Source organism: Streptomyces sp. NPDC091387 (genome assembly GCF_044756945.1).
GTDB lineage: Bacteria > Actinomycetota > Actinomycetes > Streptomycetales > Streptomycetaceae > Streptomyces.
The window spans coordinates 74,769-101,526 of sequence record NZ_JBIVTZ010000023.1 but is presented as its reverse complement, the minus strand read 5'-3'; the positions used below and the strand labels follow the sequence as shown (position 1 = coordinate 101,526).

Here is a 26,758-nt window from a genome sequence, read left to right as displayed (position 1 = left end):
CGCGCGGTCTCCTCCGGAGACACGACGCGACGGCCCTACGGGCCGTCAAGCTGCAGGGTGCTCCGCACCCTGGGTCGCCTTCGGCGCCCTGAGGCATCATCACCTTCGGTGACGATGTCGGGCCTTCGGCCCGTGGGTCCGGCCTCCGGCCGGCCCTGGGCTGGCTACGAGGGAGGGTGACGGGTTCGGCTGTTTGTGCAGGTCAGACCATGTTTTTCGGTGTGCTCTTCGTGGTCCTGGTCCTCGTTGCCCGTCCCCCGCGGCTTCCGTCCCTCGGCCGCTTCCGTTACAGTATGCTCCCATCCCTGACCATCCGTCAAGGGCACCGCCCGAGGTCGGCCCTCCCCCGGCGGCGCCGGCACCCTTTCCTGACTAGCCGTCAAGTGGTCTACACCAACTTTGTCTATGGGAAGGGATATAAACCCTGATGACGACACATCAATTCCACCAAGTCGAATGCCGAAAAACCTTGTGCGGGGAGGAAATCTGTACCTGCGGAACCACCTACATTTCCCGCTACCAATACGGCCAGGAGCCCGTATACGGCGAGGAACCGAGTTCCTGCGATGGGCGTACCCACGGCCCATCGCAGGAACTGGTAGAACAATGCGGAGGAGGGGCCCGCCAGTTATGGCGGGCCCCTCCTATGATCTCAGATTCCGTATGCGGTTTTCACGCGCCGAATGATTTTTTAGCCAGATCGGATGACCTTATCGAGGGGCGCTGAAGCGCTCTCAGCTGGCGCATGCAAGTCCGGGCTGCTATCCACGTGTCTCCAGCGTCCGGTGCTGCTCGTCCTGAACCGAATCTGCATCAGCCGTCTCGCTATGGCTCTTCCTCTAGATCACGCCGAGGTGGTCCGCGAGCCATTCCCAGGGTTGGTTGACAGCTGCGAGCCACGGAATGAGCAGGCCGGCGGGTAGCGCGGCCGGGTACGCGACGAGGGAGAAGAAGAAGGGCTTGTCGGACATTGGTTTCATCAAGATCGGGGTCGCCAGGAGGAATGTTGCGACGAGCAGCCCCAGCAGGGCTAGGGCGATGTAGATGATCAAGTTCAGGATGCCGGGGCCCGGGTGGGCCTGGATGCCTGCGGTGAGCGTTGCCGTGACGGTGTAGGCCAGCACGACCGCCAGCGCTGCACAGACCCAGGCCCAGATGAGGGCTGAGACCGCGTCCGTCTCGCCGTGACGAGCCTGCGGTGCGGGTGGGTGTACAGCTCTGGGCGTCTGGACGGCGGCGGTCCAGCGCTTCCGCCACGCAGGAAGTTCCTTGGGGGCGATGCAGCCGATGATGTTCTCAAGGAAGGGCTTCGAGGGAAGGCGCCCTTGGAGGAGCTGGCCGAGCTGAGCTTCGTTGGGCGCCAGGTCTTTGAGCTTCTCGAAGGACAGCTTTTTCTTGCGCAGCAGCGCTGAGAGGTCGCGGACGAACTTGGCTTCGTAGGTGTCCAGGGGATCCAGGTTGATCTTGCTGGCTGCGAGAGGGCTTTTGAGCTTCGTTTTTCTGCTGGTGGGAGGGTTTTCCGGGGTTGTCCTGGACAATCCCGCCGAGGCGGAGGATGGGGAGGGGCGGTCCGGTCCTGGGGGCGTGTTGGACAGGTAGGCGGTGTGCTCGGTCCCGACCCGGGGCGCGTACGGGTGAGCGGGGTCGTCGGTGTCGGAGGGTGTGTGGGCGGGCTCGGCTACGGGCGCCGGCGGGCCGCCAGGAGCAGATCCGGTGTCGGCACGAGATGAGTCGCTGTCGTCTGGGACCTGCGGCTCGGGCGTGGGGTGGGGAGTGCGTATGACGGTGCCGGTGATGGTCTGTGGGCTGCTTGCGGCGTGCTCTGGCATGGGCGTGCCTGTGTGTTCGGTGAGGTCGATCAGGTCCCGCTCGCGGTCCTCGCCTTCGGTGGCGATCCACTCGAGCGCGTCGTCGAAGTCGGCGAAGTCCTCGTCGTCATCCGGATCGATTGGGGCCCGCCGCGCCGGAAGTGTGGCCTGTTCCGGGCTGTCGGCGGTGTCGACGTGATTGAGGTCGGCGGCGCTGCGGCGTAGTTCTTCTAGTTCTCGTCGGGCTTCTTCGGCCTCGATGACCAGAGCCTGCTGGGCCTGCTCGGCGGTATAGCGGTGCTGACGGGCCCGCTCGAGCTCTGCCTCGGTACGCTCCAGGCGCAGCCGGGCCCGGTCCAGGCGGGTTTGTGTCTCCGCGCGCTTCATCGCCTGGCCGCGGTCGCGTTGTGTGGTGAGCTCGCGCACGGAGGTCTCTGCCCGGGCGCACATCATCAGCAGGGTGGTGATCGTGGCGCGTGCACTCTCGGCGAACTCGGCCGCCTTGATCAGCCGGTCGCTGGTGTCCACCAGGCGCCGCTGGACGTCGATCAGTTCGCGGGCCGCGACCTGTGGCTCCTGTGTGGTGTAGGGCGGTCGTGCGGCCTCCGCCGTCGCTTCCTTATGAAGCTTCTGGGCGCGAATGAGGGTCGGCCCCAGCAGTCGGCCGTCGGTGCCGCACAGCTCCTGAACGACCTGCCCCAGTACAGGGGCTGGAATGACTTTCGAACCGTTCAGGTACTCCGCCCACAACGTGCTGCTCCCTGGGAACCGTGCGGCGAACGAGGCCGTCTTCAAGCCCTCGCGGGCACCCAGGGCCGACAGGAACTCGGCCAGGTCGTTGGCTTTCGGCCCGCCCTTCAACTTCCTCGGCCGTCCCGGCCCGCCCATGCCCTGTCCCCCGGTCCCCATGGTTTTCCGTCGTCGTCCGGCATTGTCCGATGCCCGCACCCGCCGCCACCTGCGCCGCTAAGGACAGCACCGAACGGTCAATCAGATCACTCGGGATGGTTCCTCTCAACCCGCCCCACCGGACGGGAACTTCGGCACCGAGAGGACCCTGTCATGAACCTCGCCCCGCTTTTTGACTTCCTGCTCCACGACGTTCTGGGAAACCTGTCTGCGGCCGCCCTGACCACGGCGGCCGGCTACCTCCTCAGCAGGATCAAGCACCGCGCTCACCGGGCACCCGGGCTCGACCGCGACCGCACCACGCAGTAGCCGGCGGTTCCGCAGTCGGGTCCGGGGCGAGGGCAGCAGGCGGTCCCGTCTGCTGCCCTCGAGCTGTCGGGTGAACGCCGGCGCCTGACAGCCGGCGTGGTGAGTTCCACTCACCGGTGAGCCGTGGTGAGCAGCCACCCCGCCCAGTGAGCGAAACTCGTCAATACCCGGGGCCGGGCTCAGACTCCATAGGCCTGTGTCATCTGCCGGGACGTCTACAGCCGCTGCCCGGGGCGCGGTCGGTCTGCAGGCCTGGCCTCGGCCCCCCGTACCGGTCGTGGTCAGGGGCGACAGCGCGGCCGGTATCGGCCAGGCCCGCGAGGCCGCCCGCGCCTTCACTGACCGCCTTACCTCACGTCGGCCCTGACGTGGCGGACACGCTCGTCCTGGTGGTCTCCGAGCCCGTTATCAACGCCCTGTGCCACGGCGGTGGCGCTTTCAGTCTCCGTTTGAACGCCCACCCCGACGCCATCGAGGCGGCCGTCGACGACTGAACGAGTACTCCATCGACGCAGGGACCGCATCGCGGGCCTGCCGCCTCGCAGTCCGTCCCTGACCGCACCCGACACCAGGTAGCGACCGCCCGTTCCCGTTGTCCGGCGGGAGCGGGCCGGCGATGGCCCGGCTCTCTTCCCTCTGGTCTCAGGCGCCGATTCCGATGGAGCCGACGTAGGCGTAGGCGGCGTAGTCGGAGTCGAGGTCGGTGATGATGTCGTCCCAGATCTCGTCCAGGGTGTCCATGTCGCCCTTGCCCCAGGCGTCGACCATGTCGTCCCAGACGTAGCGGGCCTGCACGGAGCGCTCGCTGAGGTCCGGGCGGCGGTACTTCTCGTCTACGGCCGTCTGGTCGACGGGGTAGATCTCGATGCGTCGGCCGCGGCCCTCGTTGTCGAGGAGCCGCTTCAGCGCTCCCGAGCGAACGAGGTTGTCCCTGCGCCGCTCCTGATAGGCCCGGTCGATGGCGTCCAGCTTGGGGGCGCTGGGGCGGGCCCCGCGTTCCCAGGAGCGCAGCAGGCGGGTGCTGATGCCGTGTGCGGTGAGGACTTCGTGGCCGGGGCGGGTGTTGAGGTAGCGGAGGCGGGCGGAGAGTCCGCGGTGGGTGGTGACGGGTGAGGCGATGGCGCCTTCACGTGCGATGCGGTCCAGCTCGTGCGCGAGTGCCTGGGCGCCGCTGAGGCCTTGGGCGCCGTGTTTCTGCCACTCGCCCCACAGGTCGGTTGCCCCGGCCATGGTCTACTCCCCCAGTGTGTAGATGGTTTTCGCTTTGACCTGGGTCAGGTCGCGGCCTTCTGGGAATACCTGCTGCCAGTCTCCGGCGATGTGTAGTTCGTCGGTGCCGGACATTTGAACGACCGTCAGTCCTGATGTGTGTGCTTTATGCGCTTTCAGCCACAGGTTTGCGAATGCCTGGGAGCGGATGATGTGCATCCAGTCGGGGCGCCGGATTTCCCGGTTCGCGCTGCTTTCTCCGATAGTGGACACGAACTTAGAATACATGGATTTTACGTATTCCAGGGCCAGTTCGTCATTGTTGGAAATGGCGTCCTTGCGGACTTCCGCGAGAGCGCGGCGCATTTTCTCCAACAGCCCTTCCGAGGCGCCGGATGTCCACGATTCGTGAATGACCGGGGCCTCACAGAGGCCGAGTTTCGCGCAGCGCAGGAGCAGGCGGAGCGTGGGTTCCGTGACCCACAGGTCCCCCGGTTCCTTCCGTGCGCCGAGCGGTGAGGGAAGGTCCGGCTGCTCCCAGGCGGCCGGGGTGACCCGGTGGACACCGGAGCGTTTCGCGTCGTGGCGGTCGCCCTCGGAGCGCACCAGCTTCCCGATCGGCAGCCACGTCTTCAACGCGCTGAGGTAGGCGGCGTTCATGTCCAGGGCGGTCACTTCGAGGGTGACGTGCCCGCCGCGTGCGGCGCGGTGCAGCTCCTCGGAGCGCCATTTCGGGCGGGCCTCCCAGACCTGGTCCGCGCCCTTCTGGCGGGCCTTCGTGAGGATGTCGGCGGTGGGCGGGAACTCGCTGTGTTCGTAGCGGCCACCGACCCGGGAGGCGGCGAACAGCGCCATCACGTCCGGGACTGCCGACTTGATGAGTGCGGCCCGCGCGGCGGCCAGGTCCCCGTCGTGCGCGGCCAGCTCGTCCTCGACGCGCCTGCGGACACGATCCGCGAGCGGGCCCGCGGGCGGCGCCACCCGCTTCGGGGCCGGCGGGGCGACGGGTGCCGGCTCGGAGAAGGCCGGAGACGCGGGCGCGGGCGTGGTGGGCGATGCGGACGGCGCCGACGGCGCCGACGTCGGCGAGTCCGGAGCAGCAGGTGCGGCTGCGACCGGTGCCGGTGCCGGTGCCGGTGCCGGTGCCGGTGCCGGTGCCGGTGCCGCAGCATGTTCGGGCGTGGGGGTGTCGAGGGGCACGAGGGTCTGTTGTCCGCCGGTCGCGATGCGGTCCGCGGGCAGCTTCGTCAGGGCGTGGGTGGGGCCCGCGAGGAGATCGAGCACGGGCATCCCCCAGTGGGCGGCGAGGCGGTCGCAGTCCGTCAGCGTCCACGACGCGATCCCCCGCTGTCTGCGGCTGATCTGGCCCTGCGTCAGCCCCAACGCACCGGCCAGGACCGACTGCTGCTCACCGGTACGGTGCGCGATCGCGGCCACCGTCACCCGCAGCGTTTCCTCAGTACTCATCACCATGAGTACATGCTACCTAGATTATGGGAATAGCGCATGCGGGATGCGGTATGGGTATATTTTGGTGGAAGCTTTGTGCCTTGGCCTCGGCACGCCGAAGCGCCCGGCCTCTCCCTCGAGGGAGAGGCCGGGCGCTTGTCGACTCGGTCGTCGGAATGAGAATCCGGTCGACCGGTCCCGCGGACCCCCGGCCGAGGGGCAGCGGACGCCGCCGGACAAGCATCACCAGTGCAGCCGGGGCGCCGCACGCCGCCCCGTGGGCGCTCCGCCCTGTGGCGCTACTTCGTGACGACGGGGTCGATCCACGCTCCGAAGCCATCCAGGGTGATGGCGGACTCCTCCGCGCCGAGCGAGATGCGGAACGCACCGCTGATGCCGATTGACAGCTTCTTCACCCGGTCGCCCGGGCTCATCGTGTATTCCTTCACGGTGTCGCCGTCGATCTGCACGGTGAAGGTGACGTCGTTGCCCATCGGCGTCCAGTCGGCGACGCCGATGCTGACGACGAGCACGTTGTACTTGCGGTCGAGTTCCCAGGTGTTGTGGGAGTCGCACCCGAACATGGTCTTGGGATAGACGCGGGTATCGACCTTCGCGGCGCCGGTTGCGTATGTCGAGCGCACGGCGTCGGAGAAGGATTCCATCGGCAGGACATCGTCGATCAGTGACCCGTTGTGCTGCTCTGCCGTGGCAGTGGGAGATGCCGTGCTGGTCGGGGACTCGGTGGCCGGGGCGGAGTCTTCCGCCGGCGCATCGGGCCTGGGTTTGGAGCTGTTCTTGTCCGCGGCGCTATCTACGGGGTTCTGGCCGGAGTCGCCGCGGCTGAGGTAGACGCCTGTGGCCACACCGCCCCCTGCGACGAGCAGGAAGGCCAGCGCAGCCCCCGCGAACCGGTAGTGCCGTGGCCGGCGGGCAGTGCCCGCGCCGGGGGCCTGCGAGATCTGCGGCGGCGTCAGGGGCGGGGGCGGAACGGACTGGGGCTGATCCCCACCACCAGTCCGTTGGAGCAGGTGTTCCCGATCCCGGTCCAGTTCAGCGGGCAGATCGTCCGGCCCGTCGGCCTCTTCGAGCACGCCCAGACGTGTGCGGCAGTTGTCCAGTTCGGTGATCAGGTCGCCGCGGCGGTGGACGAGCGCGCTGCGGTGTTCCTCCAGTGCGCGGCTTTCCTCTTCGAGCTGGCGTTTCCTGTTCTCGCTGCCGGTGTGCAGCGAATCCCCTGTCCGCTGGGTCTCCTCCTGAAGGTCCGTGCGGAGCTGGTTCTCCCGCGCACGGACCCCGGCCAGCTCCTCCACAAGCCGGGCAAGCACCTCCTCGCCGTCCAGGAGGCGTAGCAGGAGGGAGTTCTGGTCGCTGCCCCGGACGTCGGCGCCGGTGTCCACCAGGATCTGGCGGTAGGCGGTGAAGAGCTCGGTCCTGCGCTGTGGGCCGGCGGGGTCGTCGGTGCGGCGGGTGACTTCGGTGAGCAGGTCGTGGAGGAAGTCCCAGGGGGGCAGGTTGGTGCCCAGGGTGTACTTGCGGACCGTGGAGTCCTTGTACGCGGGATAGCGCTGGGCGAACTCACGCGAGCTCAGCCCCGTCAGGTCGAGCAGTACCCGCAGCCGGCTGCCGAACTCGGCCTTCAGCCGGTCCCTCTCCTCGCGTGCCTCCCGGCGCGCAACAACGTCCTCGCCGTCCTGACTGCCTGTCATCGCTGTCCCCCTCGACGGTTTCCGGTGCATCTCGGCACCGGAAACCGTTTCGTTTCCACTGTCGCGCGCCACCACAGAGCGCGGTCACTATAGAGACACCTCGGCATCTCACAGGGGTGGTTGGTGCGGCGTGTGCCGTTCTCGCCTCACCCTTGTCCGGAACCCGCACCCCCTTTGGGGGCTTGGACCGGTGGGGCCCGGGCTGCACCGACCGTGGGGGGCTATTCCTCTTCGGTGTCGGGGGCGGCGGCGAAGCGCCAGATGGTGATGTCCAGGCCCAGGTAGTCGCTTGAGGCGTCGGAGGGCATGGTGCGGATCGTCACCAGAGCGACGTGGCCCTCGTCGGTGATGGCGCAGATCTGGGATCCCTTGGACAACTGGCCCAGGTCGATGCCGTCGCTACTGAATCGGGTATCGGTAAGGCACTTCTGCAGAGAGCCCTTCACCCTCTCGTCCAGGAGCACCAGGGGTCTCTTCATCATGGTGTCCACCCTGCTGCCGAAGGCGGTGTAGTAGTAAAAGTCCCCGTACTCCTTGTTCATCGTGGGCTTCACGTAGGAGAGGTCGATCGCATATCCGGCGGGAAGGTCGATCTTGTGCCGGGTCGGCTGCGGGTCGTCGTCGTCCGGCTTCGGGGAGGAGCTGGACGACGTGGGGGAAGGCGCGGACGGGCTGGGTGACGCGGTCGAGGACGGTGTGGGAGTGGGGGATGGGGTGGGCGTAGGGGTGGTCGCGGTGGCGGGGGGCCCCGCCTGCGGTGACCGGTCGGTGGAGTCGCGGGAGCCCTGGTACAAGACACCGGCGAAGGCTGCCGCGGCCAGGACCAGCACGCCGGCCGCGGTGACCCCGGCCACGAACCAGGGGCGTGATGTGCGTCGTGGTCCCGGACCGGCAAAGGTGTGTTCTCCAGCGCCGGCACCCAGTGCGGTCCTGTGTTCTCCAGCATCCGCCTCCAGTGCGGGCCCAGGACCCGGCGCCTGTTCCATCAGCTGGAGAAGCATCCGGCACCGCTCCAGGTCCCCTGCCAGGTCCGCGCGCCTGCTCGCCAGGGCCTCGCGGCGGCCGGTGAGCTCCGCGCCCTGGCGTTCCAGGTCGCGGATCGCGTCGCTGTCATCGGCCGTACGCTGCTCCTCCTCCAACCGCTCGCGTACCTGGTCCGCGCCCTTGTGCAGAAGCTCGATGTCGCGGGTCAGTTCCCCCAGGGCCTGCTCGCCGTCGTGGAGACGCAGGAGCAGGGAGTTCTGGTCGCTGCCCCGGACGTCGGCGCCGACGTCCACCAGGACCTGGCGGTAGGCGGTGAACAACTCGGTCCTGCGCTGCGATGCGGCCGGGTCATCGGTACGGCGGGCGGCTTCGGTGAGCAGGTCGTGGAGAAAGTCCCAGGCGGGCAGGTTGGTGCCCAGGGTGTACTTGCGGACCGTGGAGTCCTTGTACGCGGGATAGCGCTGGGCGAACTCACGCGAGCTCAGCCCCGTCAGCGTCAGCAGGGCGCGCAGCCGGCTGCCGAACTCGGCCTTCAGCCGGTCCCTCTCCTCGCGTGCCTCCCGGCGAGCCGGAAGACCGTCCCCGCTGCCGTCCCCGCTGCCGTCCTGGCCGTGTGCCACAGGTGCTCCCCCTTCACGGGGCGCAGGACCGGTCAGCCGCTGGTGTGCACCCCCACCACCGCGGTGCCCTCAGCCACCACGGTCCGGACCAAAAAGACGCCCCACTGGCGCAGTCGCCCACCAGCGGGAAGCCCCGCAACTCTAGAGCCAACCACCCCGCCCAGCAGGGAAATTGGCCAGGACCTACCGCCGCCCCGGCACGTCCTGGCCGATACCCGCACCACTGACCGGGGACCTGCACACACCGATGGAGGCTCACCATGACCCACTACCTCTTCACCGTCCTGGCCCTGCTCACCCTGACCGGGCTCTGCATCGGACGCCTCGCCTACAAGGACCCCGCCCTCGGCACGTCCATGGTCACCGCGACCACCGTCCTCGCCCTCCTCTACACCGTCCTCAACACCTGACAGGAACCCAGGCATCGCGGCCGACCCGCGAGCCGAGGCCCCTTCCGGCACCTCAGGCCCGCCTAAAGACGAATTGGCCTCGGACCGAGAACCGTCCGGAGCCAATTCGTCTTTGGTGATGCGCCAGGTGAGGTGCAGGAGCTCCTTTCCTGCGTAGGCGACGAGGGCGCAGCCGAACCCGTAGGCGGCGCCCAGCGCAACGCGCCACGCGAGCGCCTTCAGTCGCCGCTGGTAGCGCCCTCTCGGCCCAGGAGGCGGCTGCGCCGCCTCCTGGGCCGGTCCACCCGTAAAGTGGGCCACGTCGGCCCTCCCGTCTCAATCGAGCCGTCGACCTTCACGAAGGCCACCGCCGCTCCCGTCAGAGCACCGGCGGTGGCCTTACGCACGCCACTGCACCTTGCTTACTTAAGTTGATAGGCGACACAGCCTGCGAATGCGCACAGATGGGAATTCATACTCTCCGTTTCGAAGGTGTCGGCGTGTGGGGGTGGAACTGATTCGTGGGCAGATCGGGCCCTGAACCCGCATACCCACGGCCAAAAGGCTCGCGCGACAGACTTCTCGACCGCAGGCGAGCGGAGAACAGCCGGCGTCGGACCAGCACAAGATCCGCCCTCCGGCATCGAGAGAGCGGATCTTCATGGGGGCTGCCCCTCCCAGGTCAGAACGAGTGTGCCGTCACAACGGCATGACGGCACACGACTGAGGAAGCACAGGCGGACAGGGGGTGCCCGCCTGCGATCAGTAGGCAGACACCCGAACTGCCGCACCGGCCCCGGTCATTGCGCGGGCGCCTACCGCGAACTGTCCGGCGGACCGCTGGACGGACAGCCGCTCAACGTGACCGGCTGGACCGATGCCCAGATCACTACCGGCGCCCACCTGATCACCCCTCACAGCGCGCACGGGCCGGGCGGACGGGCCGACTCTCAGCTGCCCCGCCGAGCCGTGGGTGTGGGAGGGCGACACGCCCTGAGCACCCTCGCGGCCGGCACCCGGGCCCCGCCAGCTCAGTGCAGGGCGGGCGCACTCACGGAAGGGATGGGGGCGGAGACCTGTTGGGGATACACGTGTGGCCCGGCCAGCCGGCCGGGCCACACATCGTCGTCCTCTGCTCCGCAGCGGTCTGCGGGCGAGAAGTTGGTGGGGGCTCCGCTGCAACGGAGGGCTCCCCTGGTTGTCCCTGGTGCGTCCACAGCAAGTGAGATCGTCGCCTGGGCCGAGCGCGGCGTTGTCGCGCTGGTCAACAGGTACGAGTGTGCCGGGCTGCGGCCGGACTCGCAACGCGCACCGCCAACCGATTACACAGGGCGAAAAACTATGCCCTCTGACCTGCGGAAATCCTGCCTCGCACGCCTATGGGTCCGAGGATTATTCGCGACACCTGCGCGACAGTTCATGAATAACCAAAGAAGCGGAGTCCGGACTGTTTTTTGCGTGTTGTCGGTGAGTTTCGAATTTCTCCGGGACCCGTCAGGGATGGCGCTTGACCTGGGGATTTTTACGTGCCCCTGCGTCAGAACCTAGATATTCCCGGCAAATTAGCGCAATTCTGCTATCCGCGCAGCGTGGGCGGCGTTTCGCTTCAAAACGGCTCTTGACAGGGTGTGCTCCACCCGGGAACCAGGCCCGCCGTATTGCCCGTTCACGTCAGTAAGTTATTGAGCGCCCTATGGTCCGGCTGCAATCGGACCTCGGGGTGTAGTCCACAGCAACTGTCATCAACGCCTGGAGTCTTGTTGTCCCTGATCCTTCCTGAGAACACCTCTGCCCAGCCTGAGCCCTCGCGCCCGGAATCCCGTCTGGCCTGGATCGATCTGGCCCTGCTGACCGTCGTCCTGGGTTCACTGATCGCCCTCCTCGCATGCGGAGTAGAGCTCCAGCAGTCCCTGACCATCGTGGGCGCTGCCGGACTCATCAGCGCCGAACTGCGCCGCCGTATCCCTTCCTTGGCTTTATTCACGAGTAGTGCCGTCAGTTGTTCACGGGTTTGGGAGGCACCCAGATCCACGGTCGGGTGATGTTCACGAGTTTTGACAGCACCGGGGTACTTGCCAGGGCAGCATCGGGGTGCTCCTGGTGAAAGGTCCTGGTCATGCCGCAGATGTCCAAGGTCGAGCTGTACGCGGCGATCCGGCGTGACCACCGTGCCGGCATGAAGATGCGCGAGCTTGAGCGCAAGTACAACGTGTCGTGGAGGACGGTCAAGAAGGCCGTGGACTCGGTCTGGCCGGAGCCCCGGAAGAAGCTGCCGCCGCGGCCAACTGCGCTGGATCCGTACAAGCCGGTGGTCGACGAGATGCTGCGGACGGACCTTGACGCGCCACGCAAGCAGCGCCATACGATCACGCGGATCTTCCACCGGCTCATCGAGGAGCACGGCGCCGATGTGTCCTACCAGATGGTCCGCCGCTATGTCTCCGACCGGAAGCCGGAGATCCTCGCGGCCTCGGGCAAGGCCCCGGTGGAAGCGTTCGTGCCGCAGACCCATCTGCCGGGCCACGAGGCGGAGGTCGACTTCGGCGACGTGACCGTGCGCCTGGCCGGTGAGCTGGTGACCTGCTATTTGTTCTCGCTCCGCTTGTCTTACTCGGGCAAGGCCGTCCACCGGGTCTTCACCTCCTGCGGCCAGGAAGCCTTCTTCGAAGGGCACGTGCACGCGCTTCGCACGCTGGGTGGTGTCCCGCGAAGCAAGATCCGTTACGACAACTTGAAGTCGGCCGTCGCCCAGGTGCTGGGGCTGAACCGGGCCCGGGTGGAGACCGACCGGTGGATCGCCTTCCGCTCGCACTTCAACATCGAGAGCTTCTACTGCCGCCCTGGCATCGAAGGCGCCCACGAGAAGGGCGGAGTCGAAGGGATGATCGGCTACTTCCGCCGCAACCACTTCACACCAGTCCCGGAAGTCGACTCCCTCGCAGAGCTGAACGAGATGGTCGACCAGTGGGACCTGCACGACGGGCATCGCCGGATCGGCTCACGGCCGCGGACCGTCGACGAGTACTTCGCCGTCGAGCAGCCGCTGCTGATGCCGTTGCCGGATGAGCCGTTCGAGACCGGCCGGCTGTTCACGCCACGGGTCGACCGCTACAGCCAGATCGCCGTCCGCACCAACCGCTACTCGGTCCCGACCCGCCTTATCGGCAAGCGGGTGCGAGTCGTCCTGCACGCCTCTCACCTGGTGGTTTACGACAGAAACGTCGAGGTGGCCCGCCACGAGAGGCTGATCGCGAAGGGCAGCTGCCGCCTGGACCTGGACCACTACCTCGAAGCCCTGATCCGCAAGCCCGGCGCCTTCCCCGGTGCCACGGCACTGGAACAGGCCCGGTCAGCGGGCAAGTTCACCCCGGTCCACGACGCCTGGTGGGCCCAGGCCCGCAAGGTTCATGGCGAGCGGGACGGCACCCGGGCGTTGATCGAGGTCCTGCTGCTGAACCGGCACCTCGCCCACGAGCACGTGGTTGCTGGCCTGGCCACCGCGCTGCGGGCCGGCGCCCTGACCGCCGACGCGGTCGCCCTGGAGGCCCGCAAGGCCGCCCAGACGGAGGACGAGCCAACCATCGGCGCATCCATCCCGGCGCTTCCTGGGCAGACGCCGGCCACCGTCACGTCACTGCACGAGTGGCGCCTCGCGCACCTCCCGCCGGACACCAGACCGCTGCCGTCGGTGACCCCCTATGACCAACTGCTCCGACGCCGCCGCACCAGCGGCAGCGAACACCGTGAGGGAGAAGCCCAGTGACCCTGCCCCGCCAGCGAGGCTTGACCGAGCAGGCCGCCGACGCCGCGATCGACACCGCCTGCCGCTTGCTGCGGCTGCCCTCGATCCGCAATGAGTTCAACGACATCGCCGACCGGGCGGTCAAGGACCAGATGACCTACCGCGGCTTCCTCGCCGAACTGCTGATGACCGAGTGCGACGACCGGGCACGCCGCCGCTCGGAACGACGGATCAAAGCAGCGGGCTTCCCCCGGGAGAAGTCACTTCGGGCCTTCGACTTCGACGCCAACCCGAACATCGACGCGGCCACCGTCCACACGCTCGCCAGCTGCGAATGGATCAAGAAGAGCCAGCCGCTCTGCCTGATCGGCGACTCCGGAACCGGCAAGTCCCACATGCTTATCGCCCTGGGCACCGAGGCCGCCATGAAGGGCTACCGAGTCCGCTACACGCTGGCCACGAAGCTGGTCAACGAGCTGGTCGAGGCCGCCGACGAGAAGCAGCTCAACAAGACCATCGCCCGCTACGGCCGCGTCGATCTCCTCTGCATCGACGAACTCGGCTACATGGAACTCGACCGCCACGGCGCCGAGCTGCTGTTCCAGGTGCTGACCGAGCGGGAGGAGAAGAACAGCGTCGCCATCGCCTCCAACGAGTCCTTCGGCGGCTGGACCAAGACCTTCACCGATCCCCGCCTCTGCGCGGCCATCGTCGACCGTCTCACCTTCAACGGCACGATCATCGAGACCGGCACCGACTCCTACCGCCTCGCCAGCACCCGGGCCCGAGCCGAAGAGCACATCGCCAGCTGAAGATCTTCCCTCCCGGTCTCCGGACACATCCCCAGGGCCGGGAGGCCCAAGGTCACAAGGCGATCAGCCCTGCCGCCGTCTCTCTAAAGCCACAGGCATCGAAGTAGAACGATCGCAAGTGCTCTTCGAAGTCGACATGCAGCCACTCACACCCTGCAGCACGGCATCCCTCAGCAGCCGCCCTGACCAGCGCGGCTCCCACCCCGTTCGAACGATTGCGCTGAGCTACGACCGTGTCCAGGACGAACGCATGGACGCCGCCGTCCCAGGCGACGTTAACGAAGCCGACCAAACGATCATCCTCCCAGGCGCAGACCCAGCCGAGGCTGTGACGTTGAAGCCTTGCACGCCAGTCCGTCTGCCCGACCGGATGATCGAACCCTTCGGCATGCAGCTTGTTGAGAGCTGAGTTGTCGACGTCGCCTCGCCACTCATACGTGATCGTCATGATCCGAACCTAGCGACCACACGCAGTCGGACTGCAGGGCGGGCCGACTCACCCACTCTCGGCTGCGGTCAAAACTGCTGAACAACGAACGCGCCGAAGATCGGCAAGTGCTGCTCAAACTCATCGACAACTGCTGTCGCAACTAACGAACGAAGCCACTTCCTGACTGCTCCCGGCCCGGGGCTCTGTAGCCCCGGGCCGCGGGCTCTCGGAAGGAGATGAGATGGCCCGCCCCATGAACCCCCTGCCCGACACCACCTCGGGAGATCGCCAACTGGTGGACTTCGCCGCTGGTCTGCGCAGCCTGCGCACAAAGGCCGGCAGCCCGAACCTGGCCGCGATGTCGGAGCGCTCCGGCATCTGCATGTCCTCGCTCTCGGGCGCACAGGGCGGCCACAAGATGCCCACCTGGCGCACCGTGGAGGGCTACGTCCGCGCCTGCGGCGCCGACGCCACCATCTGGCACGTCAGGTGGCAGAAACTCCAGCTCGCCCAACGCACCACCCGCGCCCGCAGCAACCACGCCGCCATCATGAAGAACTGGGCCAGTCTGCGGCGGATCAGTCCACCGCGGTGGCCCATGGACGAAACCGAACTGGCCGAGATCCTGGACCAGTTGCGCCGGTTCCGAGGCCTGAGCCTGCGGAACATGGCAGATCGCAGCGTCGGCTACTCCCACCACACCTACGGGAACGTGCTGCGCGGCGACCGTCCCGTGACCGCCGGCATCCTGCTCGCCATCCTGCACGCATGCGCTGTGAGTCCCGACGAGATGCGGCACTGGCTGTACGTACTGGCCCGCGTACGGCCGTCCCAGGCACTGCGCGTCCAGTCGCTGCTGACCAAGATACCCACGCCCCGCGTACCCGTCCGGTACCGAGCAGGGACGCCCGCCCCGATGGGCGGCGGCGCCCGTATGGGGGGTGGCACGGGCAGCGGCAACGGCAACGGCAAATGAGACTGAGCACCCGAACGTCGCTCTACCCCGGGGCAGGCTTACGAGCAGCGTTCAGGCCGTGGGATCCCCAGTCCTTCACGGGGCCGGCCGACGGCTGCTCCTGGTGCTCGGGCTCAACGCGGGCGGTAACCCGGGGCCGGAGCACCGCTCTGCGCGGCGGAGACAGCAGCCGGCTCCGGGCGGAACTGCGGTGCCACGCCGGATGTCACGCCAGCGGAACTGCCACGCCGGATCTCGCCCTGCCACGCCCAAACCCCCGCCGCGGATTCGGCCGTGGCAGGCGTGGCAGGCGTGGCAGGCGTGGCAGTGGAACGGTCGCTCCGGGAGGGGATGGGCGCATGAGTACGCGTCCGGTGCTGACCCAGCGCGAGGCCGCCACCGCGTGCGGTGTGAGCCGCACGACGATCCGCCGCCGCCGCGGGGACGGTGACCTGCCCGGCGCGGTCCAGGACCCGAAACGCGGGTGGATGGTTCCGGTAGAGGATCTGCTGGCCGCCGGATTCCGGCTGGACGCACCGGCCGGCCCCGATGCCTCGCCGTCCCCGGCCGGGGACGGCGAGCACCGTCAGGACGTCACCGAGCTGGAGCACGCGCACGCTCTGGTGCTGGCCGAGGAGCGACACCCGGGCATGATCCTGGGCGTCGGGCTCTTCACTGGTCTGTTCGATGCCCCGCGCATACGCTACGTGCATCCCCGAAGTGCGCTCAGTGGTAGGGAAGTTGGCGACATGGACTGGCACTCTGCAGAGCCTGGTGACCGGCACGATCCTGCCGGGTCGTCTGAACCGGCAGTCCCTGCCCGTCCGTCTCTGCCGCCGCTGCCCGCAGTGCCCCCTTCCGCCCCTGCGCACTTGCCGCCGCCCCTGGCCGTTCCGGCGGGGCGCCCGGGGGCGGCGGTTCTTAGGCGCAGAGCCGTCGGCCTGACCACCGGCATTCCGCACGCGGTGGGCTTGACGCTCATGCTGCTCTACGGCGGCACCCGAATGCGGCGCCGCTCCACCCGCCCCCGCAGCAATATTGGTCACGCCGTCACATCCGGAGGTCTGGAGCCGTCAGTGCCCGGTCGACCAGGAGGCCGGCCATGCCCGTGTAGTGGGCCGGGTCGAGGAGCGCGGCGAGTTGCTCGGGGGGCAGTACTTCCCGTACCTCGTCGAGTTCGGCCAGCACCTCGGCCAGTGGCCGGCCTGTCCTGGCCGCCTCCAGCGACGCGCGGGTCAGCAGTTCCTTCGCGGCTGTCCTGCCCAGCGTCGGGGCGAGTACGGCGCAGACCCGCTCGGAGGCGATCTGGCCGCCGGTGGCCTGCACGTTGGCCGTCATCCGCTCGGGGTGGACCGTGAGCCCGCTGACCAGCGACACCGCGGTGTGCGCGGCCCCTCCGGTCAGCCGCAGCGCCTCGCGCAGCGGCTGCCACTCGGCGTGCCAGACTCCGGCCGACCGCTCGTCCTCGTGCGGCAGGCACTGCACGAGGACGGTGGCCAGGGCCGGGACCTGGAGGGCGGCCGAACGGATCAGTGTCGACAGTACGGGGTTGCGTTTGTGCGGCATCGCCGAGGAGGCGCCCCGCCCGGCCACCGCCGGTTCGGTCACCTCCCCGGTCTCGGTGCGGGTGAGCACGAGCACGTCGACGGCGATCTTCCCCAGCGCCCCTGCGGTGTGCGCGAGAGCCGCGCCGAGGTCGGCGACGGGTGTGCGCAGCGCGTGCCACGGCAGGACCGGTGCGGCCAGGCCTGTCTCGTCCGCGAAGGCGGCCACCAGTTCGGTCAGGACGGTTGCCGGGTCGGTCTCGTCACCCGCGTACTGGAGGTAGCCCGCGAGGGTGCCGGCCGCGCCGCCGAGGGACACCGGCAGTCCGCCCTGTTCCAGCCGTTCCAGGCGCTCGGCGGACTCCAGGACCAGCTGGCGCCAGCCCGCCGCCTTCAGCCCGAAGGTGGTGGGCACGGCGTGCAGGGCGAGGGTGCGGCCCGCCATCACTGTGTCCCGGTGGTCGGCGGCCAGGCTCTCCAGGGTGTCGGCCACGGCCCTGAGGTCCGCGATGATCAGGCGCAGGGCGCGGGTGGCCACCAGCATCGCGCCGGTGTCGAAGACGTCCTGGCTCGTGGAGCCGCGGTGCACGTACTCGGCTGCCTCCGGCGAGCGGGCCGCGACGTGCGCGGTGAGCGCTTTGACCAGGCCCACCACCGGGTTCGCGGTCTCCCGGGAGGCGAGTGCCAGCTCCCGTACGTCGAAGTCGGCGGCCCGGGCGGCGGCGGTGACCGCGGCGGCCGCGGCGGGCGGGACGGTGCCGCACCGTGCCTGGGCGCGGGTCAGCGCGGCCTCCGCGTCGAGCATCGCCTGGACCCAGGCGGCATCGGCGACGGCGGCCTCGACGGGGGTGCCGGCCCGGACCGGGGACAGCAGCCCGGTGTCCGCTCCGGCGGGGCGGTGCTCGGCGGCGGGGCTCACGCGGCCGCTCTTGTGCCCGGCCGGGTGGGAGCCGGCTCGGCCTGGGCCGCCGGAACCGGTAGCGGCCGGGCTGCACCGGCCGGCAGTTCCGCCAGCGCCAGCACCGCGACCGCGACCGCATCGGAGTCCTCCAGTGTCACCGAGCCCACGCCCGGCCGGATGCCGGCCACGGTCACCCAGTGCACGGATTCGGTGGGCACCCCGTACGCGAACCGTCTCGGATGGGGCACTCCTCGGGCATCGAGCAGACGGTAGGGCCGCTCGGACACGGCCAGGCCGCCGGTCTCGTAGGAGGAGCCGTCCGTGCCTTCGATGCGGTAGGGCCGCCCCTGTCCGGTACGCAGCAGTTCCTTCATCAGCGGATCGGCGGTACGCCGGACGTCGATCTCCGGCAGCCGGGCCTCGACCAGCACTGTGGCCCGCACCTGCAGGCCGGCGACACCCGCGGAAGTACCGACGAAGGCCGGGCCCTCGGGGTGGTGCTCATCGACAGCCACCCGCAGTCCCGGACCGGTCACGTCGAGGACTCCGGCATCGATCAGCGCGGCCATCTCCTCGATGCGGGTGGCCGGAGGGCCGATGGACAGGTATGCGTTGAGCGGCGTGTACCACCCGTCCAACTCGTCGCGGTGGGAATCGGCGTCCAGGCCGCCGTGGTCGATGGCCAGACGCAGTTCGTTGCGCAGATCCCGCAGCAGGTCCAGAGCGCCCTTGAACGGCCCGCTGACGTTGCCCTCACGGGACCTGCGCACGTCCTCGTCCAGATAGTCGCGCAGCCAGGCGCGGAAGGAGGCCAGGTCGGGAAAGACACGCTCGCCGGACGGGCGGACGATGCTGCCCCAGTCCCAGCGCTCGTCCTCGGCGATACCGGCCGCGGCCAGCAGGTGTTCCTCGGCCATGCCCTCCTCTGCCCGCAGGAACGCGGCCGAGAACGCGGCCGCCTCTTCCGGCTCCGCGCGCCGCGCGAGCAGTGTCTCGTAGTAGACGGTGCGCACCTCCTTGGAGATGAGCGGCCACAGCTCGGTGCCGAAGCGGATGGGCTCGCCGCTGTTCACCCGTGCGCGCAGCTGCGCCACGAACCCGGTGGTCAGCAGCCGCGGGTGGTAGCGGCCGTGCGCGCCCTTCTCGTTGTCGCCGCGTGCCTGGTAGGGCACGCCGCGCCGGGAGCCCGCGTACAGCCGGGGCTCGCGGCCGGAGGGCCGGTACTTCAGGTGGCCGTCGGCGCGTTCGAACACTCCGCCGCGGGCGTGTGTGAACAGCGCCATGTAGTCGAAGAAGTTCAGGCCGAGCCCGCGCAGCAGCACGGTCTCGCCCGGGGCCACGGCCGACAGGTCCACGTCTGCCGGGTTGCTCGGCGCGATGTAGGTCAGCCCGTGCCGGGCCGCGTACTCGGCGTACTCCCGCTCCGTGCCGGTCGGCTGCACCTGGACGTGGCCCTGTGCGAGCACCACGGCGCCGAGGCCGGTCAGCCGGGTGCCGTCTTCCAGGAGCACGGTCTGCGCCCCGTCGGGGCCGGCGCCGGGGTCGGCGTCCTCGAGGGTGACGGCGCGCGAGGCGTGTACGCGGATGTCGGTGTGCGCGGCGGCGTTCGAGGTGATCTGTCCGAACACCCAGGTCAGGTAATGGCCGTACAGAGCGCGGGTGGGGTAGGTGTCCGGGCCAAGGGCGCGGGCTTCGGTGAGGGTTTCGTCGTCGTACGGTGCGCCGGTGCCGGACGGGAGGGCGCCGGCGCCCAGTGTCCTGGCCCATTCGTAGAGGCTCGGGCCCTCTTCCAGTGGTCCTTCAATGCTGACGCTGGCGTCCGTGTAGACGGTGACCTGTGAAGCGACGGTGTTCATCAGCAGGTGCCGGGACTGTGAGGGCCGCCAGACGCGGCCGGCGCCCGGCGGGTCCGGCTCCGCGATGTGCACGGTGAGGCGGTCCCAGCGGGGGGACTTCCGTTCCTGCGCGCAGAGCCGTTCCAGTACGGAGAGTCCGCGCGGTCCGGCGCCCACCAGGCACACTTCCATCAGTCTCCCAGCGGCTTTCTCCTCGGGTTGGGAACCCGCCGCTTCAGCGGTGGGTGGAGTCACACGTCCGCTGCTCACAAGGACACTCCGCTCAGGAGACGGGGGTGACCGGACCGCGGCGCCGCGTCGGCGTCGCCGGTGTGCCGGACCGGTCTGCTCCCCGAGGGTCATGGTGGTGTGTCGCAACGGTCGGTCCCGGCGCTCAACCAGGGCTCGGTTTTGAGTGGAAGAGCGGTCCTGGTCCGGGTGCTTTCTGGCCGGTCCGGGCGGAGGCGGCCGGGGCTTCGTTTCTCGCCTCCCGCGAACGCGTGGATCGCGGCCCTGTCGACTGCCGTACCCGGTCCGTGGTTTCGCGGGCCTTGCTGTGGGTGGTGCGGGGGGAGGTTCAGGGCAGTGCGGTGGTGGTGTGGGTCCGGAGACGGTCATGGGCGGCGGAGCCGGTTTCCCGTCGGGCGCGGCCGCGGGGCGGGGGTGGCTTGGTCGGCAGGCGGGAAGTTGACGGTGTTCTCGCCGTTGAGCAGGGTGGAGGAGGCCGGATCCGGGAGGAGGGCGAGGTGGCCGGCGAGCGTCTTGGCCGGCGGGGGCCGGAGGGCATCGGTCAGTCGATGCCGCGGACGATGGTGAAGAACTCCGCATCGTCCTCGTGATCCGCACCGGCCAGCCGCAGTGGCGGGGCCGTCCCGACCGGCACCATCCCGGCAACGGGTATCTCGGTCTCGCGGAACTCCTGGTCGGACATGGGTGACTCCTTCGCGGTGTGTCGCCCTACGGTGTCAAGGTCCGCTCGTGCCCGGCTCGACGGCAGATCGTCCGCCGTTCGAAGGTGGCAGCCGGCGGCCGGCTTCCGGGCCCGCGGCGGGGTTCCGCTCGGTGATCCGGGACATGTGTTCTCGGCGTGCCTCGCCGATCGGGGCGGGCAGCATGTCGTCCCGCGCGAAGAAGTGGTTTCCGATCAGGGTGCGCATGGTGGTGGGCCCGGTGGTCCACTGCCGCCATTCCTGGGGCGCGGTCGGGGCGGCCAGCGGGTCGTTGCTGCCGGCGAAGACGGGCAGGGGGTGTTCACGGGTCCTCCGGTGGCAGGGTCCGGGGCTGCCCGCCGCAGGGCTGGACCCAACTTCGTGCCGGGTTCGGGGTGGTGGCCGGTCGGCGGTGCGCAGGAGGTGTCCGGTGCTGTCTCGGTGGCTCCGGCGGGCTCGACGGCGTCATGGCCCTGCCTGTCGGCGGAGCGTTCGTCTCTGCTCGCAGGGCTGTTTGCGCGGCCTCAGGAGACCCGTGCGAGACGGTGTGCCGCGAATTCCTCCGGGGACCAGGAAACGGTCCATACGTCCAGGTCCGGGTCGCCGGAGAGGATCGCCGACTGGAGGTTCTGAAGGCGGGGGCAGGGCTCGACGCCCAGCTCGTGGTTGAGGACGGACCTGAGCCGGTGGAAGGCCTCCAGGGAGCGGCCGACGCGGCCCGCCCGGTAGAGGGCGATCATCAGGAACGCGCAGAGGTTCTCGTTCATCGTGTTCCGGGCGACCACCCGGGTCAGTTCGCCGAGCAGGCCGGCGTGGCGGCCGAGGGCAAGGTCGGACTCGATGCGCCGTTCCAGGGCGCCGAGCCGGCTCTCCTCCAGGGAGACGGCCTCGATCTCCAGGACGCTGCCCTTGCGGACGTCCACGAGTGCGGGGCCGCGCCAGAGCTGGAGGGCCTGGCGGAGTTCCTCGGAGGCGCGGCGGTGGTCGCCGGCCTCGGAGGCGGCGCGTCCGGCCCGTACCCGGTTCTCGAAGGCGAAGACGTCCGTTGTGCAGGCGTCGCCTTCCAGGAGGTAGCCGCCGTGGCGGGTGCGCAGGATCTGCCGCACGCCGGGGCGGTCGGCGTCGGCGGCCGCCAGCGCGTTGCGCAGCTGGAGGACGTAGGTCTGCAGGGTGGTGGCGTGGCTGCGCGGGGGGCGGTCTGCCCACAGCTCCTCGATCAGCGCGGGCACGGTGACGATCCGGCCCGCGTTGAGCGCGAGCAGGGCGAGTACCTGGCGCTGTTTGGGGGCGCTTGCCGTCACCGGGGCTGCGTCGAGATGCAGGGACAGTGAGCCGAGCAGTCTGACGCTCAGCTGTCCGGGCTGCTGCCCGACGTTGGCGGGGTCGTATCTCTTGGGGCCTTCGGACATTTCCGTTCCTCCAGGCATCGCACCTATCGATCTCGGGTCCAGCATGCCGAGAGAGGCGGAACTTGCCCACTGAGCTGCACATCTCTCCGATGTGAGGAATTCACACGGTGAAGGTGAATCGCTGCATGGCGGCTCGGACGGCCCAAGTTGGAGAGTTGGGCCACACCGCGGCGCCGAGAGCCGCGGCACCGGACGAGAGAGGCGATGTAGCCATGCAGATCACCCCGAGAGCCGACGACCTGACCATCGAGAACCTGGACGGCACCACCGGTGCGATCGATGATCCCACTGGATGGTGCGCCATCCTGACTCCGGTCGCGGTCGCGGCTCAGTAGAGTTCGGGCCCCGCGCCATGCGTGTGGACACACGGCCGATCGGGTTCCGGCGTCATCTGCGGGCCGAGATCGTCCCGGGCGAGGCCGTCTACCTCGTCTCGCCCCGGGGAACGACCGCTCTTTGCGGCAACGCCATCCAGAAGGTGGCCCCGCTGCTCGACGGGTCGCTGACCCTGCCCGAGCTGCGCGAGGCCGCGGAGTTCCCCGCGGAGCAACTGGACGGCATGCTCGACCGGCTCACCGCTGCGGGTCTGGTCGGTTTTCATACGGGTTCCCAGGACGCCGCGGCCGGCGCGTACTGGGATCTGGCGGGGGTCGGCGCTCCGATGGGCGGCGAGGTGTCCGTCGTGGCGCTCGGCGGTGCCGACGCGGCGGCGGCCGAGCGTGCCTGCCGTGCGGCAGGGCTGACCTGTGGCCCGGACGCGCCTTTCACTCTGGTCGTGTGCGACGACTATCTGGACCCGGCGCTGGCCGAGTTCAACGCGGTGCGGCTCGCGGACGGCCGGCCCTGGCTGCCGGCGAAGCCGTGCGGGTCGCAGCTGTGGGTGGGTCCGGTGTTCCGGCCGGGTACGGCGGGCGCCTGCTGGTCCTGTCTGGCGGTGCGGCTGCGCTCGCACCGGCGCGGTGAGTCGCATGTGCGGCGTGCGCTGGGGACCGCGGTTCCGGTGCGGGTGCCGGAGGCGTCGCTGGCGGCGACGCGGGAGCTGGGGCTGCAGACGGCGGCGCTGGAGGCGGCCAAGTGGCTGGCGGGGCTGCGTGAGGAGCGTCAGGGCGCGTTGTGGACGCTGGACACGCTGACGCTCGTGGCCGGTCATCATCCGGTGGCGGCGCGGCCGCAGTGCCCGGACTGCGGGGACGCGGGGATGGTCGCGGAGCGGACGCGACGGCCGGTGGTGCCGGTGTCCCGGCCGAAGGGTGTGATGGGGGGCAATGGTCACCGGGCGCTCTCGGCGGAGCGGATGTGGGAGCGGTTCGGGCGGCTGGCCGATCCGGTCACCGGGATCACGGAGCGGGTCGTGCGGGACCCGCAGAGCCCTTCGTTCCTGCACTGCTACCGGTCGGGGCCGAATCTGGCGCTGCCGGAGGGTGATCTGTCCGCGCTCCGTGCGGGGCTGCGGATGCGGAGCGGCGGCAAGGGGCGGACGGATGTGGAGGCGCGGGTCAGTGCGCTGTGCGAGGCGGTCGAGCGGTACAGCGCGACGTGCTTCGGTGACGAGGAGACCGTGCGCGGAAGTTATCGCGAGCTGGCGGGCCGGGCCGTGCACCCGGGTGACTGCATGCTGTTCGACGAGCGGCAGTACGCGGATCGCGAGCGGTGGAACGCCTCGGGCGTCCCTTTCGAGTACGTGCCGGAGCGGTTCGACGAGGAGGCGGAGATCGAGTGGACGCCGATGTGGTCGCTCACCGGTGGGGAGCAGCGGCTGTTGCCCGCGGCGCAGGTGTATTTCGGTGGTCGTCCGGTGGCCTCGATCGTGGCCGACTCGAACGGCAACGCTGCGGGCGGCTCCGTGGAGGATGCGATTGTCCAGGGGTTCCTGGAGCTGGTGGAGCGGGACGCGGTGGCGTTGTGGTGGTACAACCGCACCCGGCACGCGGCGGTGGATCTGACGGCGTTCGGTGATCCGTGGGTGGCGGCGCTGCCCGAGCGGTTTCGTGAGCTGGGCCGTTCGATCTGGGTTCTGGACCTCACGCCCGATCTGGGGATCCCGGTGATGGCGGCGGTGTCGCGCCGGACCGGGGGGCCGGCGGAGGACATCATGCTGGGGTTCGGGGCGCATCTGGATCCGGCGGTCGCGCTGAGCCGGGCGGTCACGGAGCTGGGGCAGATGCTGCCCTCGCTGCCGTCGGGGACGCGGGGGTACGCGCCGGGGCTTCCGGCCCATCTGCTCGCCTGGCTGCGGGGGGCGACGGTCGCGGACCAGCCGTATCTGCTGCCCGATCCGGGGCTGCCGGCGCAGACGCCGGAGTCGTATGGGTACGTGCCGCGTGCTGACCTCGGGGAAGATCTGGAGTATCTGGTCGGTGTGGCCCGGAGCAATGGTCTGGAGGTGCTGGTTCTGGACCAGACGCGGCCTGATCTGGGGTTGCCGGTGGTGAAGGTGGTGGTGCCGGGGCTGCGGCACTTCTGGGCGAGGTTCGCGCCGGGGCGGCTGTTCGAGGTGCCGGTGCGGCTCGGGAGGCTTTCCGTGCCGACGCGTCACGAGGATCTGAACCCGATTCCGCTCTTTCTTTGATTTCCGTGCAAATCAGCTGAATTGACGATCTTTCCCGGCCAACGCATCCGAAAAAAATGGGAATTACACCCATGACAACGTGATACCTCGTCTGTAAAATCGCCCGCGGTACTCAGGGGGGATGCCCGGGCGCTCGCCTGTGTTTCTCGGTCACCGCAGGTTATGACTAGGAGGCACGCCCCGATGCTTGAGGCACCCCAGGACGACAGACGGGGCAACGAGTCCGGTCCCCGGGCCCCGCGTATGGCGCTGCTCGTCACCCTGGGGGTGCTCGGTGGCCACACGCTCGTGACTGTCCTGAACGTCCTCGGGGAGGAGCCCGGAGCCGCGCGGCTCGCGCTGCTCGCGGTGAGTCTGGCGGCGCTGCTGCCGCTGCAGTTCGCCTGCTCGACCCGGAGCCCGCACACCTGGCCCGTACGCGTCCGGGTTCTCACGCTCTGTGCGCAGGCGGTGGTCACCTACGTGCCGCTGGCCTGGCTCGGCATGCCCTGGGGTGCGATGACCGGGCTGCTCGGCGGATCGGTTCTCCTGGTCGTGCCGGGACGGCTCCGCTGGCCGCTCTTCGTGCTCGTCACGGGTGCCGTCGTGCCGATCGTCGTGACGCTCGCGGGGGCGGGCGTCATGCTCTACAGCCTCGGTGTCACGCTTTTGTTCAGTCTCATCATCTACGGGGTGAGTTCGCTCTCCGGTCTGGTCGCCGAGCTCCGCGAGACCCGGCGCGAACTCGCCGGGATGGCCGTTATCCAGGAACGGCTGCGGGTCGCGAGCGACCTCCACGACCTCCTCAGTTACAGTCTCTCGGCGATCGTCCTGAAGAGTGAACTCGGCCACCGGCTGATCCCGTCGGCGCCCGTCCGCGCCCGCTGCGAGGTCGCCGCGGTGCTCGGCATCGCCGGTGAGGCCCTGGCCGATGTGAGCCTGGTCGCGACCGGCTACTGCGACATGTCGCTGGCCGCCGAGGCCGAGTCCGCCTGTTCCGTCCTCGCCGATGCCGGGATCGAGACCGTCACCGAACTGGACTGCGGCCCGCTGCCGAAGGAGCTGGACACCGTCCTCGCCATCGTGCTGCGCGAGGCCGTCACCAACGCGCTCCGGCACAGCAAGGCCGAGCACTGTGTGATCGGCGCCGTCCGCGAGGGCGGGACGGTGACGCTGCGCATCCGCAACGACGGGGTCTGGGAGACCGGCCGGGACACCGTCGGCGGGGGCGGCAGCGGCCTCGGCAACCTGGCGGCCCGGGTGCGGGACATCGGCGGCGACCTCGCCGGACGGCCCACGGACGACGGCTGGTTCGAGGTCCTCGCCCACGCGCCGGTGGAGCCGGTGAGGGGCCCTGAGGCAGGCAAGGACACCGGCGGGGGCGGGGACCGGACGGACGGGGCCGGCGCCGAGGAGCACGAGCCGGCCGCCTTGCACTGGGCGGTCCGGATGGCCCGCGGCATGCTCATCGCCGTCCTCGTCGGCTACGTCCTGATCGTCGTCATCAATGCCGCCGGCGGCGCGGGGTCCGGCCTCGAACTGCTGGGCTTCCTCGGCTGCTTCGCCGTCGTCGTCGCGCTCCAGTTCCTCCACTCGCTGCGCCGCCCGCGCACCTGGCCGGCCCGTACCCGCGCGCTCACCCTCGTGCTCCAGGCCCTCGCCACGTATGCGCCGCTCCTGTGGCTCGGTGCTCCCTGGGGCTCGATGGCCGGGTTCTTCGCCGGCTCGCTTCTCATCACCACCGCCGGCACCCTGCGGCTCTGGCTGTACGGAGCGGCGGTCGGTGTCGTCGCGCCCCTGGCTGTCGTGGCCGGGGTTTCTGTGTACGACGTCGTCTACTTGACGGATTCCTCGCTCGTCGCGGGACTCGTCCTGTACGGGTTCACGGCGCTGTACCGGCTGGTGATCGCTCTTCACGAGGCCCGTGGCGCGCTGGCTCGGCTGGCCGTCGACCGGGAGCGGCTGCTCGTGGAACGCGAGCTGCACGAGGTGCTCGGGTCCAGCCTTTCCGCGATCACCATGAAGTGCGCGCTCGTCCACCGGCTGCTGCCCGGTGCCCCGGGGCCCGCCCAGGACGAGCTGACCACCGTGCTCGGTCTCTCCCGCCAGTCCCTCGCGGACGTACGGCTCGTGGCACGTGGATACCGTGCCCGGTCCTGCGCGCAGGAGACGCCGGAACATCGGCGGTCCCATGATGCGGACCCCGGCGCTTCCCTGCCGGAGGAACGACCCTTCACACTGCACCATGAGGACGCTGCCATCTGATA

At 69.4% G+C, this 26,758-nt stretch carries 18 protein-coding genes and 2 pseudogenes; 10 read left to right on the top strand and 10 right to left on the bottom strand.

All coding sequences use genetic code 11. The annotated features are described in order from the left end of the window. Positions 1–839 precede the first annotated feature (839 nt). A complete protein-coding gene (locus ACIQM0_RS34570; RefSeq protein ID WP_401294461.1) occupies positions 840–2,756 on the bottom strand; it encodes a hypothetical protein in 1,917 nt (638 codons plus the stop codon). 114 nt (positions 2,757–2,870) lie between these two features. Here ACIQM0_RS34570 and ACIQM0_RS34565 point away from each other — a divergent pair, with 114 nt between their 5' ends. Continuing rightward, on the top strand, positions 2,871–3,026 hold the full coding sequence (locus tag ACIQM0_RS34565; protein WP_401294459.1) for a hypothetical protein: 156 nt from the start codon (positions 2,871–2,873) through the stop codon (positions 3,024–3,026). 642 nt (positions 3,027–3,668) lie between these two features. Here the strand turns inward: ACIQM0_RS34565 and ACIQM0_RS34560 are convergent. From ACIQM0_RS34560 to ACIQM0_RS34545, 4 genes are all read right to left on the bottom strand, one after another. Then, complete coding sequence (locus ACIQM0_RS34560) at positions 3,669–4,256, bottom strand: hypothetical protein (RefSeq protein ID WP_401294457.1); 588 nt, start codon at positions 4,254–4,256, stop codon at positions 3,669–3,671. Between the two features lie 3 nt (positions 4,257–4,259). Then, positions 4,260–5,702: an acyltransferase gene (locus ACIQM0_RS34555; protein WP_401294455.1), complete on the bottom strand. Its 1,443-nt coding sequence runs from the start codon at positions 5,700–5,702 to the stop codon at positions 4,260–4,262. Positions 5,703–5,983: 281 nt separating this feature from the next. Beyond that, entirely contained in the window at positions 5,984–7,393 is a 1,410-nt protein-coding gene (locus tag ACIQM0_RS34550; protein ID WP_401294453.1) for a hypothetical protein, read from the bottom strand. A 221-nt stretch (positions 7,394–7,614) separates the two neighbouring features. After that, positions 7,615–8,997: a hypothetical protein gene (locus ACIQM0_RS34545; protein ID WP_401294451.1), complete on the bottom strand. Its 1,383-nt coding sequence runs from the start codon at positions 8,995–8,997 to the stop codon at positions 7,615–7,617. 260 nt (positions 8,998–9,257) lie between these two features. On the opposite strand from ACIQM0_RS34545, the gene ACIQM0_RS34540 reads away from it, so the two are divergent. From ACIQM0_RS34540 to istB, 4 genes and pseudogenes are all read left to right on the top strand, one after another. Further along, positions 9,258–9,407, top strand: a complete 150-nt coding sequence (locus tag ACIQM0_RS34540; protein ID WP_371631842.1) for a hypothetical protein — start codon at positions 9,258–9,260, stop codon at positions 9,405–9,407. Between the two features lie 735 nt (positions 9,408–10,142). Beyond that, positions 10,143–10,383, top strand: a pseudogene (locus ACIQM0_RS34535) (hypothetical protein). A 1,119-nt stretch (positions 10,384–11,502) separates the two neighbouring features. Next, complete coding sequence (istA, locus tag ACIQM0_RS34530) at positions 11,503–13,149, top strand: IS21 family transposase (RefSeq protein ID WP_401294449.1); 1,647 nt, start codon at positions 11,503–11,505, stop codon at positions 13,147–13,149. Beyond that, entirely contained in the window at positions 13,146–13,940 is a 795-nt protein-coding gene (gene istB, locus ACIQM0_RS34525; protein ID WP_401294448.1) for an IS21-like element helper ATPase IstB, read from the top strand. Before istA ends, istB begins: the two co-directional genes overlap by 4 nt. Before the next feature lie 52 nt (positions 13,941–13,992). On the opposite strand, the gene ACIQM0_RS34520 is transcribed toward istB, so the two are convergent. Continuing rightward, on the bottom strand, positions 13,993–14,388 hold the full coding sequence (locus ACIQM0_RS34520) for a GNAT family N-acetyltransferase (RefSeq protein ID WP_401294446.1): 396 nt from the start codon (positions 14,386–14,388) through the stop codon (positions 13,993–13,995). Positions 14,389–14,611: 223 nt separating this feature from the next. On the opposite strand from ACIQM0_RS34520, the gene ACIQM0_RS34515 reads away from it, so the two are divergent. After that, positions 14,612–15,346 carry a helix-turn-helix domain-containing protein gene (locus ACIQM0_RS34515; RefSeq protein WP_401294444.1) on the top strand — a complete coding sequence of 245 codons (735 nt, stop codon included), beginning with the start codon at positions 14,612–14,614 and terminating at the stop codon, positions 15,344–15,346. Further along, positions 15,343–15,828, top strand: a pseudogene (locus ACIQM0_RS34510) (helix-turn-helix transcriptional regulator); the annotation flags it as partial. The gene ACIQM0_RS34515 and the pseudogene ACIQM0_RS34510, both read left to right, overlap by 4 nt. 547 nt (positions 15,829–16,375) lie before the next feature. On the opposite strand, the gene pcaB reads toward ACIQM0_RS34510, so the two are convergent. The 4 genes from pcaB to ACIQM0_RS34490 all read right to left on the bottom strand — a co-directional run bounded on the left by pcaB (position 16,376) and on the right by ACIQM0_RS34490 (position 21,943). Next, positions 16,376–17,788, bottom strand: a complete 1,413-nt coding sequence (gene pcaB / locus ACIQM0_RS34505) for a 3-carboxy-cis,cis-muconate cycloisomerase (protein WP_401294442.1) — start codon at positions 17,786–17,788, stop codon at positions 16,376–16,378. Continuing rightward, complete coding sequence (locus ACIQM0_RS34500; protein ID WP_401294440.1) at positions 17,785–19,797, bottom strand: FAD/NAD(P)-binding protein; 2,013 nt, start codon at positions 19,795–19,797, stop codon at positions 17,785–17,787. Before ACIQM0_RS34500 ends, pcaB begins: the two co-directional genes overlap by 4 nt. A 598-nt stretch (positions 19,798–20,395) precedes the next feature. After that, positions 20,396–20,536 (bottom strand): hypothetical protein, encoded by a 141-nt coding sequence (locus tag ACIQM0_RS34495; protein WP_401294438.1) that lies wholly within the window; start codon positions 20,534–20,536, stop codon positions 20,396–20,398. Positions 20,537–21,058: 522 nt separating this feature from the next. Further along, positions 21,059–21,943, bottom strand: a complete 885-nt coding sequence (locus ACIQM0_RS34490) for a BTAD domain-containing putative transcriptional regulator (RefSeq protein WP_401294436.1) — start codon at positions 21,941–21,943, stop codon at positions 21,059–21,061. Between the two features lie 212 nt (positions 21,944–22,155). Between ACIQM0_RS34490 and ACIQM0_RS34485 the strand changes: the two genes are divergently transcribed. The 3 genes from ACIQM0_RS34485 to ACIQM0_RS34475 all read left to right on the top strand — a co-directional run bounded on the left by ACIQM0_RS34485 (position 22,156) and on the right by ACIQM0_RS34475 (position 26,756). Continuing rightward, positions 22,156–22,278 carry a hypothetical protein gene (locus tag ACIQM0_RS34485; protein WP_363030873.1) on the top strand — a complete coding sequence of 41 codons (123 nt, stop codon included), beginning with the start codon at positions 22,156–22,158 and terminating at the stop codon, positions 22,276–22,278. A gap of 17 nt (positions 22,279–22,295) precedes the next feature. Continuing rightward, positions 22,296–24,512, top strand: coding sequence for a TOMM precursor leader peptide-binding protein (locus tag ACIQM0_RS34480; protein WP_401294434.1), 2,217 nt, complete (start codon positions 22,296–22,298; stop codon positions 24,510–24,512). Positions 24,513–24,695: 183 nt separating this feature from the next. Further along, positions 24,696–26,756, top strand: a complete 2,061-nt coding sequence (locus tag ACIQM0_RS34475) for a histidine kinase (RefSeq protein WP_401294432.1) — start codon at positions 24,696–24,698, stop codon at positions 26,754–26,756. Positions 26,757–26,758 lie beyond the last annotated feature (2 nt).

Excerpts from the sequence above, each read along its gene's own strand:
- ACIQM0_RS34555 (WP_401294455.1), bottom strand. The coding sequence starts at position 5,702 with ATGAGTACTGAGGAAACGCTGCGGGTGACGGTGGCCGCGATCGCGCAC.
- ACIQM0_RS34500 (WP_401294440.1), bottom strand. The coding sequence starts at position 19,797 with ATGGAAGTGTGCCTGGTGGGCGCCGGACCGCGCGGACTCTCCGTACTG.
- ACIQM0_RS34520 (WP_401294446.1), bottom strand. The coding sequence starts at position 14,388 with ATGACGATCACGTATGAGTGGCGAGGCGACGTCGACAACTCAGCTCTC.
- ACIQM0_RS34480 (WP_401294434.1), top strand. The coding sequence starts at position 22,296 with ATGCGTGTGGACACACGGCCGATCGGGTTCCGGCGTCATCTGCGGGCC.
- ACIQM0_RS34550 (WP_401294453.1), bottom strand. The coding sequence starts at position 7,393 with ATGACAGGCAGTCAGGACGGCGAGGACGTTGTTGCGCGCCGGGAGGCA.
- ACIQM0_RS34485 (WP_363030873.1), top strand. The coding sequence starts at position 22,156 with ATGCAGATCACCCCGAGAGCCGACGACCTGACCATCGAGAACCTGGAC.
- ACIQM0_RS34515 (WP_401294444.1), top strand. The coding sequence starts at position 14,612 with ATGGCCCGCCCCATGAACCCCCTGCCCGACACCACCTCGGGAGATCGC.
- ACIQM0_RS34495 (WP_401294438.1), bottom strand. The coding sequence starts at position 20,536 with ATGTCCGACCAGGAGTTCCGCGAGACCGAGATACCCGTTGCCGGGATG.
- ACIQM0_RS34475 (WP_401294432.1), top strand. The coding sequence starts at position 24,696 with ATGCTTGAGGCACCCCAGGACGACAGACGGGGCAACGAGTCCGGTCCC.
- ACIQM0_RS34490 (WP_401294436.1), bottom strand. The coding sequence starts at position 21,943 with ATGTCCGAAGGCCCCAAGAGATACGACCCCGCCAACGTCGGGCAGCAG.
- istA (WP_401294449.1), top strand. The coding sequence starts at position 11,503 with ATGCCGCAGATGTCCAAGGTCGAGCTGTACGCGGCGATCCGGCGTGAC.
- ACIQM0_RS34560 (WP_401294457.1), bottom strand. The coding sequence starts at position 4,256 with ATGGCCGGGGCAACCGACCTGTGGGGCGAGTGGCAGAAACACGGCGCC.
- ACIQM0_RS34565 (WP_401294459.1), top strand. The coding sequence starts at position 2,871 with ATGAACCTCGCCCCGCTTTTTGACTTCCTGCTCCACGACGTTCTGGGA.
- ACIQM0_RS34540 (WP_371631842.1), top strand. The coding sequence starts at position 9,258 with ATGACCCACTACCTCTTCACCGTCCTGGCCCTGCTCACCCTGACCGGG.